14 protein-coding genes, 1 tRNA gene and 1 pseudogene are annotated in these 14907 nt (G+C 39.8%); 15 read left to right on the top strand and 1 reads right to left on the bottom strand.

What is annotated here, in order from left to right:
* The first annotated feature begins 25 nt into the window (after positions 1–25).
* The 7 genes from mobB (at position 26) to AKG39_RS19645 (ending at position 5528) form a co-directional block, all read left to right on the top strand.
* Complete coding sequence (mobB, locus tag AKG39_RS01315) at positions 26–523, top strand: molybdopterin-guanine dinucleotide biosynthesis protein B (RefSeq protein ID WP_115028125.1); 498 nt, start codon at positions 26–28, stop codon at positions 521–523.
* A gap of 18 nt (positions 524–541) precedes the next feature.
* Entirely contained in the window at positions 542–985 is a 444-nt protein-coding gene (locus AKG39_RS01310) for an MOSC domain-containing protein (protein ID WP_050738555.1), read from the top strand.
* 58 nt (positions 986–1043) lie between these two features.
* On the top strand, positions 1044–2438 hold the full coding sequence (gene selA, locus AKG39_RS01305; protein ID WP_083439356.1) for an L-seryl-tRNA(Sec) selenium transferase: 1395 nt from the start codon (positions 1044–1046) through the stop codon (positions 2436–2438).
* 14 nt (positions 2439–2452) lie between these two features.
* The gene (gene selB / locus AKG39_RS01300; RefSeq protein WP_050738554.1) at positions 2453–4342 is read left to right on the top strand and encodes a selenocysteine-specific translation elongation factor; all 1890 of its coding nucleotides are present in this window, start codon (positions 2453–2455) and stop codon (positions 4340–4342) included.
* A gap of 54 nt (positions 4343–4396) precedes the next feature.
* Entirely contained in the window at positions 4397–4585 is a 189-nt protein-coding gene (locus AKG39_RS01295; protein WP_050738553.1) for a hypothetical protein, read from the top strand.
* Positions 4586–4637: 52 nt separating this feature from the next.
* Complete coding sequence (locus tag AKG39_RS01290; protein WP_162800395.1) at positions 4638–5189, top strand: hypothetical protein; 552 nt, start codon at positions 4638–4640, stop codon at positions 5187–5189.
* Positions 5190–5431: 242 nt separating this feature from the next.
* Positions 5432–5528 (top strand) — tRNA-Sec (locus tag AKG39_RS19645).
* Between the two features lie 98 nt (positions 5529–5626).
* On the opposite strand, the gene mobA is transcribed toward AKG39_RS19645, so the two are convergent.
* The gene (gene mobA / locus AKG39_RS01285; protein ID WP_050738552.1) at positions 5627–6208 is read right to left on the bottom strand and encodes a molybdenum cofactor guanylyltransferase; all 582 of its coding nucleotides are present in this window, start codon (positions 6206–6208) and stop codon (positions 5627–5629) included.
* Positions 6209–6348: 140 nt separating this feature from the next.
* On the opposite strand from mobA, the pseudogene AKG39_RS01280 reads away from it, so the two are divergent.
* From AKG39_RS01280 to AKG39_RS01240, 8 genes and pseudogenes are all read left to right on the top strand, one after another.
* Positions 6349–6756 (top strand): annotated as a pseudogene (locus AKG39_RS01280) (molybdopterin dinucleotide binding domain-containing protein); the annotation flags it as partial.
* Positions 6753–7286 carry a 4Fe-4S dicluster domain-containing protein gene (locus AKG39_RS01275; RefSeq protein ID WP_050738550.1) on the top strand — a complete coding sequence of 178 codons (534 nt, stop codon included), beginning with the start codon at positions 6753–6755 and terminating at the stop codon, positions 7284–7286. The pseudogene AKG39_RS01280 and the gene AKG39_RS01275, both read left to right, overlap by 4 nt.
* 451 nt (positions 7287–7737) lie before the next feature.
* The gene (gene fdhF / locus AKG39_RS01265; RefSeq protein WP_083439354.1) at positions 7738–9906 is read left to right on the top strand and encodes a formate dehydrogenase subunit alpha; all 2169 of its coding nucleotides are present in this window, start codon (positions 7738–7740) and stop codon (positions 9904–9906) included.
* A gap of 3 nt (positions 9907–9909) precedes the next feature.
* Entirely contained in the window at positions 9910–10446 is a 537-nt protein-coding gene (locus tag AKG39_RS01260) for a 4Fe-4S dicluster domain-containing protein (RefSeq protein WP_050738547.1), read from the top strand.
* Between the two features lie 247 nt (positions 10447–10693).
* Positions 10694–11476, top strand: coding sequence for a formate dehydrogenase accessory sulfurtransferase FdhD (gene fdhD / locus AKG39_RS01255; protein WP_050738546.1), 783 nt, complete (start codon positions 10694–10696; stop codon positions 11474–11476).
* Between the two features lie 19 nt (positions 11477–11495).
* Positions 11496–12056, top strand: a complete 561-nt coding sequence (locus AKG39_RS01250; protein ID WP_050738545.1) for a 4Fe-4S dicluster domain-containing protein — start codon at positions 11496–11498, stop codon at positions 12054–12056.
* Between the two features lie 27 nt (positions 12057–12083).
* Complete coding sequence (locus AKG39_RS01245; RefSeq protein ID WP_050738544.1) at positions 12084–13460, top strand: [FeFe] hydrogenase, group A; 1377 nt, start codon at positions 12084–12086, stop codon at positions 13458–13460.
* A gap of 291 nt (positions 13461–13751) precedes the next feature.
* A complete protein-coding gene (locus AKG39_RS01240; RefSeq protein ID WP_050738543.1) occupies positions 13752–14903 on the top strand; it encodes a double-cubane-cluster-containing anaerobic reductase in 1152 nt (383 codons plus the stop codon).
* Positions 14904–14907: the final 4 nt, after the last annotated feature.

Here is a 14907-nt window from a genome sequence, read left to right as displayed (position 1 = left end):
CCAAAGCGGTGGAATGGAGAACATGATGAATACTCCTAAATTACTTGCCATTAGCGGCGTTAAAAATTCAGGTAAAACGACACTGATTACAAAACTCATCCCTGAGCTGGTCAAACTTGATTTAAAAATTGCAACCATCAAGCATGATGGGCATGGTTTCAGCGCTGATCATGAAGATACCGATACCTATCGCCATAAGGCATCCGGTGCCTATGGCACGGCAGTGTTTTCAAATACCAAGTATATGCTTGTTAAAGACATGCCTCAGTGTAATGAAGCGATGCTGATACAATCTTTTCCAGAAGCGGATCTTATTTTGCTGGAGGGATTTAAACTGTCAGGCTATCCAAAGATTGAAATAATACGGTCAGGAAATTCACAAACGAGTGTCTGTGATGCAGATACGCTGATTGCTATGGTGACGGATCTCCCACTCATGGCCAAAAGTGAAGTACCGGTTTTCGGATTAAATGATATCGATTTAATTGCACAATTCGTATATGAATGGACTTGTGAAAAATAACAAATTTTGGAGGAATATATGGGAAGAAGAGGCAAAATAACTGCAATTTGCACAAGTGTGGATAAAGGCACTCCTAAAAGAAATATACATCAGGCAATGATTATTAAAAAATATGGTGTTGAAGCAGACGCACATGCAAGCTTCAAGTCACACAGACAAGTGAGTTTGCTGTCATATGAAAAGATTGAGGAATTCAAAGCAAAAGGTGCTGAGATAAAAGATGGCGCTTTTGGCGAAAATATGATTGTTCAGGAAATCGATTTTACAAGCTATCCGATCGGTACACAGTTTCGGTCTGGGGATGTTATTTTAGAGCTGACACAAATTGGGAAAGAATGTCATGATCACTGTCAGATTTATGAAACCATGGGAGAATGTATTATGCCAAAAGATGGCGTTTTTTGTAAAGTCATCATGGGTGGGATAATCACTGAAGGTGATTATCTCCACGTTGAGGACTAGTGAAGAAAGCAGCTATTCAACCAGAATATTTGGAGTGTTAAAGAGAGGGTGATTAGAAATGACCGTGGATATGAATATTCTAAAATCCATACCAAAAATAGACGAGCTCTTAAAAAGCCCCCAAATGACTCGCGCGATAACCAACTACGGGAAAACAGTTGTTGTTAACTGTGCAAGAATGATCACAGAAGAAAAAAGAAATGCTATGGTAACCGGTGATCGGACAGAGTTGATCGATCCCGAAAAATTGGTCGACCAAATTGAAGAGCGAATTTACCGGGAAAGCAGAATGAGTTTGCGACCGGTTATTAATGCGACCGGTATTATTTTGCATACGAATTTAGGACGTGCGATTCTCAGTGAAACTGCAGCCCAGGCGGTTTACGATATTGCAAGAAATTATAGTACATTGGAATACAACTGCGCCACCGGGGAACGGGGAAGCCGATATAGTCATATTGACGATCTGTTAGGAAAGCTATGCAGTTGTGAAAGCGCTCTGGTTGTGAACAATAATGCAGCAGCTGTTTTATTGATATTAAACACCTTGGCTAAGGATCAGGAAGTTATTGTTTCAAGGGGCGAGCTTGTGGAGATTGGTGGAGCTTTTCGAGTACCTGAAGTAATGGAACAAAGCAATTCAATATTAGTAGAGGTTGGCACTACCAATAAAACGCGTATAAGAGATTATGAAGCGGCCATTCATTTTGAAAAAACTGCGGTACTCTTAAAGGTCCATACCAGTAATTATAAAATAATGGGATTCACCGAAGATGTATCACTTCACGAATTGGCCGAGCTTGGCAGAAAAAATGATATTCCGGTGGTTTATGATTTAGGCAGCGGGGCGTTTTTTAAAGCAGGGGAATATCATTTAAGTGATGAGCCAAATATAACAGATAGTCTGAATTCCGGGATTGATGTCATTAGCTTCAGTGGAGACAAACTTTTAGGAGGACCGCAGGCTGGGATTATCGTGGGTAAGAAAAAATATATTGACATGATGAAAAAAAACCCATTAACTCGAGCCATACGGGTAGATAAAATGACCCTGGCTGCCCTTGAAGCGACACTCAGACTTTACTTCGATATGAACCTTGCAGAAAAAGAAATCCCAATCCTTTCAAAGCTCTTAATCAGTCAGGATGAATTATTAAAAAAAGCAGAACAGCTATTGGCGTTGCTCGAGAATATACCAACGCTCACAGCCACCATTATTGAAGATTTCGGACAAGTTGGAGGTGGTTCAATGCCTAACCAGATGATACCCAGTGTTTGTGTAGCAGTGGAAACAACCCTATTTTCAGTGAATGCCATAGACAAGCAGCTGCATCAGTCTGAAATACCCATCATCGGAAGAATAAACAAGAACCGCTACTTGTTAGATCTGCGAACCATTGAAAGCAAAGACCTTGGATATATTGCGAAAGAGCTTAAAAAAATAGTTGAATGAATCTGGAGACATGAATGAATATCATTTTAGGGACAGCAGGACATATTGATCATGGAAAAACAAGCTTAGTAAAGGCATTGACAGGGATTGATACCGACCGATTAAAAGAAGAAAAAAAACGTGGCATTACTATTGAATTAGGTTTTGCCCATCTTGAACTCCCCTGCGGTAATCGTGTTGGCATTGTTGATGTTCCCGGACATGAAAAGTTTATTCATAATATGCTGGCAGGTGCCGGCGGTATTGATATGGTAATGCTGATCATTGCAGCGGATGAGGGAATAATGCCCCAAACCATTGAGCATTTCGGAATTCTGTCTCTTTTAGAAATAAAACATGGATTGATTGTTATCACAAAGAAAGACCTGGTTGATGATGATTGGATTGAAATGGTCGAAGGTGAAATTCTAGAAAAATTTCAGGGAAGTTTTCTAGAAAATGCACCAATCATCTCCGTATCGGCACATACCGGAGAAGGACTGGAGCTTTTAAAAAATACGCTTTCACAGATGGTTGGAAAGGTGGAAAATAAAAAATTGACAACGCCTTTCAGACTGCCCATTGACCGTGTTTTTTCAGTTGATGGTTTTGGTACGGTGGTAACTGGAACATTGATTGAAGGACGTGTTAAAGTTGGCGAAAATGTTATGCTCTATCCCACATTGGAAATGCCTAAAGTACGAAGCTTACAGGTTCATGGGAGTCCTGTGGAAGTGGCAGTTGCGGGACAGCGGGTGGCTGTGAATATATCCGGAATAAAAAAACACCAGGTGTCCCGGGGACACACCATCGCTCCAATTGGCAGTATGGAAAATACAATGATGGTTGATGTAAAACTCAATATCCTTGAAAGTACTAAACGGACTATAAAAAATGCCAGCAGGGTTCATTTTTATCATGGGACAAAAGAACTCTTAGCTAAAGTTATTCTTCTTGATAAAAATCAACTGGAAGCCGGGGAATCGGCCTATGTACAGTTACGGTTTGAGGAAGAGCTTTCATTAAAAGTTGGCGATCACTTTGTTATTCGTTTTTTCTCGCCCCTTGAAACCATTGGCGGGGGTGTTGTTCTGGATGCGAATCCGGTAAAACACAGACGAAATCAACCAACAGTAATTGATAGCATGACGATTAAAGAAAATGGGACAAAGAAAGAAAAGGTTTACCTGGCAATTTGCGAACAAAGTAAAAACCTGAGAACAATTGACTATATTAGAGATCATATTGGAAAAGAACCCATTACAAAAGAGCTGAATAAGCTGGTTGAAGAGAAGGCAATTATTCAACTGAATGATTCGCTCTATCTTTCAAAGGAATATTTAGCAGTCTTGAAAGTCAAACTGCTTAAATTGCTACGGGAATTTCATAAAGCTTACCCTTTAAAAGAAGGAATGAATAGAGCCGAAGTAAGAGGAAAGCTCATACGAAAAGCGCAGGTTAATGCCATTGACAGTATTATTAATTATTTTATCGATAGAAAAATAATTCGCTGGGAATCTGAATTCATCAGTCTCCCGGACTTTACGGTTGTTTATAAAGAAGCGGACACTGCGTTATTAAATGAGGTTGGAGATCTTTATAAAAGCAATGGGTTTTCACCGCCGTCACTGGATGATCTCGCTAAACATTATGGAAAAAATAAACAATATACCGGGGCAATTACGATGCTGAAGAAATCTGGAACCATCGTGTCTTTGGATTTAAAATACTTTATCCACAAAGAATATTATGAAAAGGCATTAGCATTGTTAAATGCGCATTTTGAGAAAAATGATGAAATTGCATTGGGAGATTATCGGGATATGCTGGGGGTTTCTAGAAAATATGCGGTCGCTTTGCTTGAGGAGTTTGATAAAAAGAAGATTACCAGGAAAGTCGGAGAAGGAAGAAGACGTTATAAATAAAGTAGCCTTTAAGGCTTATATACAATAATTTGATTATAGGTTGGAGGTAGGAAGATGGAAAATAGTAATATAAGGGAAATCATTGAGAAATATTGTGAAATAAAAGATGACAGAAAATATATCAAATGCGCAAATGCATTTAAAGCGGCAGAAGAATTAAATATTGGTGTTGCAGAAGTTGGGAAATTTTGTCATGGAAAAAATATAAAAATTATGGGTTGTCAACTTGGCTGCTTTAAATAATAACGGATAAGAGGTGAGGAAAATAGTAAACAAAATTCATCATGTTCCGAATATGATTTTAATCGGTTCAACCGCCAGAAACAGCGGAAAAACAACCATGGCAGTTGCAATTATTCAAAGATACAAAGAAAAATATCCGGTGATTGGGGTAAAAGTAACAACCATCGCTAAAAAAAACGGTGGCTGTATCCGTGGTGGAGATGGCTGTGGTGTTTGTTCCAGCCTGAGCGGCGATTTTGAAATTTCAGAAGAGCTAAACAAGTCCGGCAATAAAGATACATCTATGCTGTTGGCCAGTGGCGCTGACAAGGTGTATTGGTTAAAGGTATTACACAGTCATACTTACGAAGGATTCGAAGCCCTGCTGAAAAAAATACCAAAAGATGCACTGATTGTTTGTGAATCAAACAGCCTGAGAAAAGTGGTAAAACCCGGTTTGTTTGTCATGGTTAAAAATACGGAAGACAACCAGCTGAAGAAAACAGCAAAAGAAGTCATTGATCAAGCGGATATTGTTTTTGAAAACTATTTTCAGGATGATTTCGATGAGCTGATTAACGAAATAGATATTCGTATGAATTTGTCAAAAGATGTGAGTCGATGAACAGATCATTTTCGCCCAAGTGTTATTTATCGGCTGGTGCTATTCTTGGGTTTTGCAGATCGGCGGGTCTTTTTACCATTTATGCTCAAATAGGTGACGTAGTAACCAAATGAAATCCTACTAATCGATTAGTGCCCATTTAGATGACAATTTAAAATTGCCACCTAAATGGGCACTGATCTTTGAGGAAGTGCTTGCATAAAAAAATGAGGTGTGATATCATCTTTCAGATGTATTGATAAGGGAGTAGATGGGTGCTGGTGTGTCCTCTGGTCTTCAAAACCAGTAAGAGTAGTGAAGAGCTGCTTAGGTGGGTTCGATTCCCACATATTCCCGCCAATTGAGTAGTTGAATAACCAAAATTAAGCCATTCATAGATTGAATGGCTTTGTCGTTCGGTTATTAAATTTTAACAAACATAAAAAAGAGAGTAAAATTCATTTTTTACTCTCTTTTTTTATGATTTTTTGATAATCTTCAGGGGTGTTGATGTTATCCATTGCAATGCTTTTGTCATCAACATGAAAAAGCTTGTAGTCATATTGATCGATCAGACGAAATACCGGGGCCGAATTTTCTTTGATTATTGGATAGATTTTTTTATAGCTGCTGGTTGGATAAATACCAATTAAAGGTTCTACTTTACCATTTTGACACAGTAAGGTGATTTCATTCCCCTCTTTTTCATGAAAGTTCATCATCGAAAGAACCGTGCTTTCTACAATCTGGGGAACATCGACACAGATAATAAAACAAAATTCGTTTTTGGCAGCTTTAAAGCAGGAATACATCCCGCCCAAAGGTCCTCGATCTGTGAATTCATCCATTACCGGTGTGATGGATGAGACGTCATGGGGGTAGCCGGAAACGATGATATCAGTAAAGCCCATGGACCGCGCCGTTGCAATTTGGGTTTCAAGAAATGTCTGACCATCGAGTTCAAGTTCCGCTTTGTTAACGCCCATGCGTCTGCTTTTGCCTCCAGCCAGGATAATAAAGGAAATTTCATTTGGTTTCATAAAACAGCCTCTTTCTAAATTAGGTATAATTTCGGTTATTGGCATTACTCTTCAGAATTCATTATAAGGAGTATGAAGTGTTGAAGTCAAGCGCAAGATGAAAATATTACATAAACAAAAAGGAATTTGCGAAATCAGATTATTCGGTTCGAACAATGACCGGAAACTGCCGGACACTGGCAAACCTGGAAGATGAGCCAGGCTGGATTCAGATGAGTCCTGAAGATTGTGAAAAACTTAAGGTTAAAGAGGGTGAATTGATTCGGGTATCCTCGAAACGGGGAACCACGATCACCCGAGTAAAGCCAACAGAGCGGGTTAAAAAGGGAGCTACTTACATGACCTATCAATGGTGGGTTGGTGCGTGCAACGAATTAACCGTGCCATATCTCGACCCAGTGAGCAACACCCCTGAATCAAAGTATTGTGCTATTAATCTTGAGAAAATAGACGATCAGGCCTGGGCCGAGACGTCTATTAAGGAATCCTACGAGAGCATTCGAACAAGTATGGGCATTGATACAGCCAAAAGGGAGTGGAGAATATGAATTATTTTGTAAAAGGCAATCCAGACTTGTGCATTGGATGCAGAACCTGTATGATCGGATGCGTTGTCGCGCACGAAGGCGAAAAAATATTCCAAATGAAACCCGGCGACTATGTATTTAATCCCAAACTGGATATTGTAAAAACAGCAACTATTACAGTGCCGGTACAATGTAAACACTGTGAAAATCCATCGTGTATGAATGTCTGTCCGGTGGGAGCCATTGAAATGATCGATAATACAGTGGTAATATATCAGGATAAATGCATCGGTTGTAAAACCTGTATGATTGCATGTCCATACGGGGCAATTGATCTGGTGTTAGCCAGTGATGGTAAAAAACAATTGGATAACAGTTACCGAATGGTTGCCAATAAATGCGACCTCTGTGTCGGAAGAGAGGAGGGACCTGCCTGTATTCAAGTCTGTCCCACCGCTTCATTAAAACTCGTCACCGAGGAAGCTGTGGTAACTTCTGTTTCGAACAAACGGACGGCTTCAGCAATTTCATTGTCTCAGGTAAAAGGGTAACACAGTTTTGAGAGGCTGATATGACTGTATTGGAGTAATGTATTGATAAATAATGGTGACTTATACTTTGAGTTAGTCAATATTTTACTGAAAACCTTAAAAGACCAATAAATTACGAATTTATTGGCGGTAGAATTCTAAAATAATAGCAAAAAAAGATAAGAATTACACAAATGATTAAAAATGCAACGGTTCACAAGGATTGAAAGTGGCGAGAAATTGTCGCTAAAGAGATAAAAAACGGATATTCTTAATTTTCCAGTAAAAAATACGCATAAACAACATGAAAAATCAGAATGATTTCGGATAATTCATTTCAAGAAATTCTTATTTGATGGGGTTGAAATTATAGGGTAAATATTTGTTGTGAACGGAGATCTGTTTGACAATACACACAACCATATGACATAATTAGGACAAACTTGATTACTAAGAAGAAGGAGGATGTATTATGGGAAAACAGATACTAACTACTTGCCCTTATTGTGGCGCGGGTTGTCAATTATACCTTAATGTAAACGATGGTAAAATTGTTAGCGCGACCCCAGCAGCAGGTAGAACCAATGAAGAAACCTTATGCCTAAAAGGCCGTTATGGCTGGGATTTTTTAAATGATCCGCAGATTCTGACGAAACGGCTTACCAAGCCATTGATCAGAAAAAACGGAATATTAGAAGAGGTGGAGTGGGATGAAGCCATCAGCTATACTGCTGGTCGACTTTCAGAGATCAAAGCCAAATACGGTCCGGATTCAATTATGGGAACAGGCTCTGCCCGTGGCCCAGGAAATGAAGCAAACTATGTGATGCAGAAATTTATGCGTGCTGCTGTTGGTACGAATAATGTGGATCACTGCGCCCGAGTCTGACATGCTCCATCTGTAGCGGGTCTACAGTACTCATTAGGAAGCGGCGCCATGTCAATGGGCGTACCAGAAATTGAAGATGCGAAGTTATTATTTATATTTGGTTATAATGGAGCGGATGCACATCCAATCGTAGCCAGAAGAATTGTAAAAGCTAAACAAAAGGGTGCAAAGTTGATCGTTACCGATCCTCGTATTACAGAATCAGCACGAATTGCAGATATGCATCTCCAACTAAAAGGCGGATCCAACATGGCATTAATTAATGCGATTGGAAACGTCATTATTGCTGAAGGTTTAGCAGATAAGAAGTTTGTTGAAGATCATACCTCAGGGTATGAGGAATATAAAGCTATTGTTGAAAAATATACACCGGAATATGCTGAGCCGATTTGTCATGTGTCGCCTGATCTTATTCGGGAAGCAGCGAGAGCTTATGCCAAAGCCGAAACATCAATGATCCTTTATGGAATGGGTGTATGCCAGTTTGCCCAGGCGGTTGATGTTGTAAAAGGACTTGCCAGTCTGGCACTCTTAACTGGAAACTTTGGCGGGCCAAACATGGGTATCGGTCCAGTTCGAGGACAGAACAATGTTCAGGGTGCTTGTGATATGGGTGCTCTACCTAATTGTTATTCAGGATATCAATCGGTTACTGATGATGCAGTCCGGGAAAAGTTTGAAAAGGCCTGGGGCGTGCCATTATCAAATAAGGTTGGAATACCGCTGACACATGTTCCTCATCGTGTTCTTGAAGAAAAAGACGAAGCGAAGAAAATTCATGCCTACTACATTTTCGGAGAAGATCCGGCACAATCAGATCCTGATCTTGCAGAAATTCGAGAAACACTGGACAAAATTGATTTTGTCATTATGCAGGATATTTTTATGAATAAAACCGGTCTTCATGCAGATGTTATTTTACCTTCGACTTCCTGGGGTGAGCATGATGGGATTTATTCCTGTTGTGATCGTGGATTCCAAAGAATTAGAAAAGCAATCGAACCAAAAGGTGATGTTAAAACCGACTGGGAAATCATTTCTTTGATTTCAACTGCCATGGGTTACCCCATGAATTACAAAAACACCCAGGAAATCTGGGACGAAATGAGAAGTTTAACTCCAAGTTTCTATGGTGCGACCTATGAAAAAATAGAAGCATTAGGAAGTATTCAATGGCCATGTCGGGATGAATCCATGGAAGACAAGGGCACACCATACCTTCATAAAGGAGGGAAATTTGCGCATCCAGACGGAAGAGGAAAGTTCTTCGCTTCTGAATGGCGGCCGCCTTGTGAAGTTGAAAGTTCAGAATATCCTTACTCACTGTCAACGGTTCGAGAAGTAGGACACTATTCGGTTCGAACAATGACCGGAAATTGCCGTGCATTAGCAAACTTGGAAGACGAACCGGGTTGGATTCAGATGAGTCCGGCGGATTGTGAAAAGCTTAATGTTAAAGAGGGTGACCTTATTCGGGTATACTCCAGACGGGGAAGTCTTATTACCCGGGTTATGCCAACGGAACGGGTTAAAGCAGGTGCGACCTACATGACTTATCAATGGTGGATCGGCGCATGTAATGAGCTGACAACTCCATATCTGGATCCCATCAGTAACACTCCTGAATCGAAGTATTGTGCCATTAATTTGGAAAAGATCGACGATCAGGCAAGTGCAGAGCAGTTTGTCAAGGATTCATATGAGAGTATTCGAACAAATATGGGCATCGATACTGCCAAAAAAGGAGTGTAGGATATGAATTATTTTGTAAAAGGTAATCCTGACTTGTGTATTGGCTGTAGAACCTGTATGATCGGGTGTGTTGTTGCTCACGAAGGTGAAAAAATATTTCAAATGAATCCATGGGAATATGTATTCAATCCAAAACTGGATATTGTAAAAACAGCAACCATCACTATACCCGTGCAATGCAAGCATTGTGAAAATCCTGCTTGTATGAATGTCTGTCCGGTGGGCGCTATTGAAATGATTGACAATACGGTAGTGGTATTACATGATAAGTGTATTGGCTGTAAAACCTGTATGATTGCTTGCCCTTACGGGGCCATTGATATGGTAGTAGCCAGTGATGGAAAAAAACAATTGGATAACAGTGATCGCATCGTTGCGAATAAATGTGATCTTTGTATCGGAAGAGAAGAAGGGCCAGCCTGTATTCAAGTCTGTCCTACCGCCGCATTAAAACTTGTCACCGAAGAAGATGTTGCAGTTTCTGTTTCAAACAAACGGACGGCCGCGGCTATTTCCCTGTCTCAGGTAAAAGGATCATAAAATATTCTCAGAATACATGATGATGACTGTATCGGAGCAATGCAGAGTCTTATAAAGTATACTCATGCCGACCTTTGATACAGTCTATTTTTTGAGAGGTTAATTTTACCCCGGGCAGTCGCCAAATGAGTGCTCGTATTCACTTGACGACTGCCCAGGAATCAAAGAGAAACTTGTAAAGCCCGTTTCTTGCGGTTCTTTGGGATAATGAATGTGAAATGATTAAGAGAGAGGAGGCGCTGCAAACTTGAATACCTTTTTAAAGCTAGCCGTGGTAAAAGTTAAAGGTGAGCAATCGGATATTGTTGATGAATCGATTATTACAGAATATCCATTAAAGCTTTATGTAAATGACAAAGAGTTTAACACGTTCTACTGCACACCGAAAGATTTAAAAGAACTGGCAGTAGGATACCTCATGAGTTGTGGTGTGCTAAGCGGAAAGCAAGACATACTGAGTATAGAAGTCCTAGAAAAAAAGAATCTTGTAAAAATGCAGGTCGCTGAACAGGTTACCAGTCCTCTAAAGGAACCATTAGAGAAACCGATAGTAATTAAAATTCAAACCATCTATCAAATAATGGGAAAAAACCTTAAGCCAACAGAACTTTTTTTGGAAACCGGTGGATTTCACAGCGTTGCAATCTATAATGGGGATCAGGAAGTCATTACCATTATGGACGTAGCACGTCATAACGCAGTGGATAAGGTAATTGGATATTGTGTTATGAATGATATTGATTGCAGGGATAAAATCCTTGTGGTCAGCGGAAGAATGTCTTCGGACATGATTTTAAAGGCCGAGAAAGGCAACATTCCGGTTGTATTATCAAAGTCAGCACCGACGAGTTTAAGCATTTCACGAGCTGATGAAGCAGGGATTACTTTAGTTGGATTTGTTCGGGGCGAACAAATGAATGTTTACACCCATCCAAATCGAATTGATCTGGGTGAGGAAACATTTCGAGCCATTGTAAAAAAAAAAAGAACAAATTATTTGAGAAATTCTTTTCTATATTTAAGATCTTAAAAGAAAAATGGAGGGTAAAATGAATAAAAAATTAGGTTCATTTGTTGTAGCTTGCAGTGATCAATGTACAGGCTGCAAAGCTTGCGAAATCGCATGTTTTGCTTCACACAACCAAAAGGGTAACAAAGTTGCGCACACAGTAGGAACCGTGGAAATACCTGTCACACCGAGATTGTTTTTAATTAAACTTGAGAGTAATTGTTTGCCGATTCAGTGTAAACAATGTGAAGATGCACCTTGCCTGAATTCATGTTCAGCGAAAGCAATCACTAAAGTTGATGGAGTCCTGTTTGTTAATGAGGATCTTTGTATTGGCTGCAAAAATTGCATGATGGCTTGTCCTTTCGGGGCAGTTGAAATGCTTCCAATTGCAAAAAAAGGCAAAGCAGTTTCCCAGATTGGTACAGATGAAGTGAGAAAATCAGCTTTCAAGTGTGATCTTTGCTCAGGGCTTGAAAATGGACCTGCTTGTATAGCCGCTTGCCCACATGATGTTCTCAAACTGATAGACCTTGAAGATGATCGAAAAGAAAAGAGCATCAGAGCTGCCATTGCATTAACACTGACGGGTAACTTATAATATTAAGTTGGAAAGAGGGATAAACAAGTGATTATTAATATTGATAAAGATATATGTACCGGTTGCAGAGAATGTGCAGAAGTATGTCCAGTGTCTGCCATCGAAGGCGAACAGGGGAAACCTCAGGAAATAAATTATGACAAATGTGTCATGTGCGGCCAATGCGTCCAGAAATGCAAAGCATATGTTTCGATTGTTGATCATGGTGCAGAAGCATATGATAACAAAAGAGCTGAAAGAAATCTGCCAAACTCGGTTTTAGAACCGCTTTTTGCAGCCTATAACAATTGTAACCTGGATAAGGTAAAGGCTGCATTAGCAGATAAAGATACCATCACCATGGTGCAGTGTGCACCGGCTGTACGTGTTGGGATTGCTGAAGACTTTGGGGGCGAGCTGGGAACACTGGCTGCCAGAAAAATGGCCGCCGCTCTTCGAAGAATTGGATTTAATAAAATTTATGATACCAATTTCAACGCCGATCTTACCATTATGGAAGAAGGAACTGAGCTGATTAAGAGAGTGACAGAAGGCGGAATACTGCCGATGTTTACATCCTGTTGCCCAGCATGGGTTACCTTCCTTGAGAGAAATTATCCGGAAATGAAAGATCATCTGTCAAGCTGTAAATCACCGCAGCAGATGGGCGCAATTTTCAAAACCTATGGCGCAGAACTTGATAATTATGATCCAGCTAAAATCTTTACAGTTTCAGTGATGCCTTGTACCTGTAAAGAATTTGAGTGCAATCGTGAAGAGATGAACAGCAGCGGTTATCAGGATGTTGATGTTGCCATTACAACAAGAGAGCTTGCATATCTCATTAAAGATATGGGTATTGACTTTAATAGCCTGCCGGAAGAAGACTATGACCAACCACTGGGTATGTATACCGGCGCAGGAACCATCTTTGGTGTTACTGGCGGTGTTATGGAAGCAGCAATCAGAACAGGTTATGAACTCATTACAGGTCAGCCTATTCCTGCAGTTGATGTTAGTGCTGTTCGCGGCAGTGATGCTTTTCGTACTGCAACCTTAAAGGTTGGCGATATTGATTTAAAGGTGGGGATTGTAGCAGGCCTTAAAAATGTTATACCAGTTATGGAAGATCTCAAAGCGGGCAAGCTTGACCTGCATTTTATTGAGGTCATGACCTGTCCGGCAGGCTGTGTCAGCGGTGGTGGGCAACCTAAACTTCTTTTAGACAGTGAAAAAGAAGCTGCCTATGAAGCAAGAACAAAAGGAACCTACGCACACGATGCCGAGCTGACCATTCGAAAATCCCATGAGAATCCAGCAATTGCAAAAATCTATGAAGATTATTTACTGACACCAAATGGCAAGGAATCTCATCATATGCTGCATACTCACTATTGTACAGGCGAAAATAATTTTAAAAAATAAGTTAGAAAGCAGTACCGACCAATTGTCGGCACTGCTTTTTGTTTAATTACAGTCTCTGGCCATGAAAATGGCCTTTTTTTAACACCAAGGTTGTTAAATATATATCAATCGAATCATGAATCAGAGAAAATTTCAGGTTGTAAGTTCTGATACGTATAACAAGATGGAATATTGAAAATATTAGTATTCTATTATTTCATTCAATATTCTTTGCCTTATGTGATAATATTCAAAAGAAAGATCAAAAGAATTGAAATTATTCATAAAACTTAAATGAAAGAGAGTATTTTAATGAAATTACAAACAGAATTACCGGCTATATTCGAAGAATTCGCAGAAGCGAGACGAAATGGTTTTTTGGCTGCTAAGGAAATTAAAGACAAGAATATTCCACTGATTGGGGTATTCTGCACCTATTTCCCCCAGGAAGTGGCACTGGCAATGGGAGCGGCTACTGTCAGTCTTTGCGCATCCTCGGATGAAACCATTCCGGAAGCTGAAAAAGACTTGCCCCGCAACCTGTGTCCCCTAATTAAATCCAGTTACGGATTTGGTAAAACGGATAAATGTCCGTATTTTTATTTCTCGGATTTAATTGTTGGGGAAACCACCTGCGATGGAAAGAAAAAAATGTATGAGTATCTCCAAGAGTTCAAACCTGTTCATGTGATGGAGCTTCCTAATGTACAAAGCGAAGATGGCTTAATATTGTGGAAAAATGAAATCATCCGTTTAAAAGAAACATTGGAAAAACAATTTAATGTTGAGATTTCCGAAGACGATATTCGAAAAGCAATTATTGTGAAAAATCAGGAACGAAAAGCCATGAAGGATTTTTACGAATTATCAAAACTTGATCCGGTGCCTATGCTGGGACAGGATTTGTTCAAGGTTCTCATTGGAACGACTTTCGAATTTAATCGCAGGAGCATTCCGGAAAAACTGGAAGCCCTCAGAGAAAAGGTTCTGGCAGAATATAAAGTTGAAAAAAAATATTCAAAGAAACCGAGGATTTTAATTACCGGGTGTCCAATCGGCGGAGCAACTGAAAAAGTTATAAAAGCAATTGAAGATAATGGCGCGGTAGTTGTTGCTTTTGAAAATTGCAGCGGCGCAAAGGCTATTGAGGACATGGTTGATGAAACAAACCCGGATGTTTATGCAGCACTGGCTGAAAAATATTTATCCATCGGCTGTTCATGTATGACTCCAAATCCAAATCGTATCACAACCCTTAATCGCATGATTGATGACTATCAGGTTGATGGTGTTGTGGATGTCATCTTAACGGCATGTCACACCTATAACGTGGAAACATTAAGTATTAAACGATTTGTTAATGATAAAAAAGAAAAATCCTATATGAGTGTGGAAACAGATTTTTCAACAGCAGATATTGGTCAGTTAAATACCAGAATGGCTGCTTTTGTAGAAATGCTATAGGCGC

It is taken from the genome of Acetobacterium bakii (assembly GCF_001263355.1).
Lineage (GTDB): Bacteria > Bacillota > Clostridia > Eubacteriales > Eubacteriaceae > Acetobacterium > Acetobacterium bakii.
This window is presented reverse-complemented; position numbering and strand designations above follow the sequence as displayed.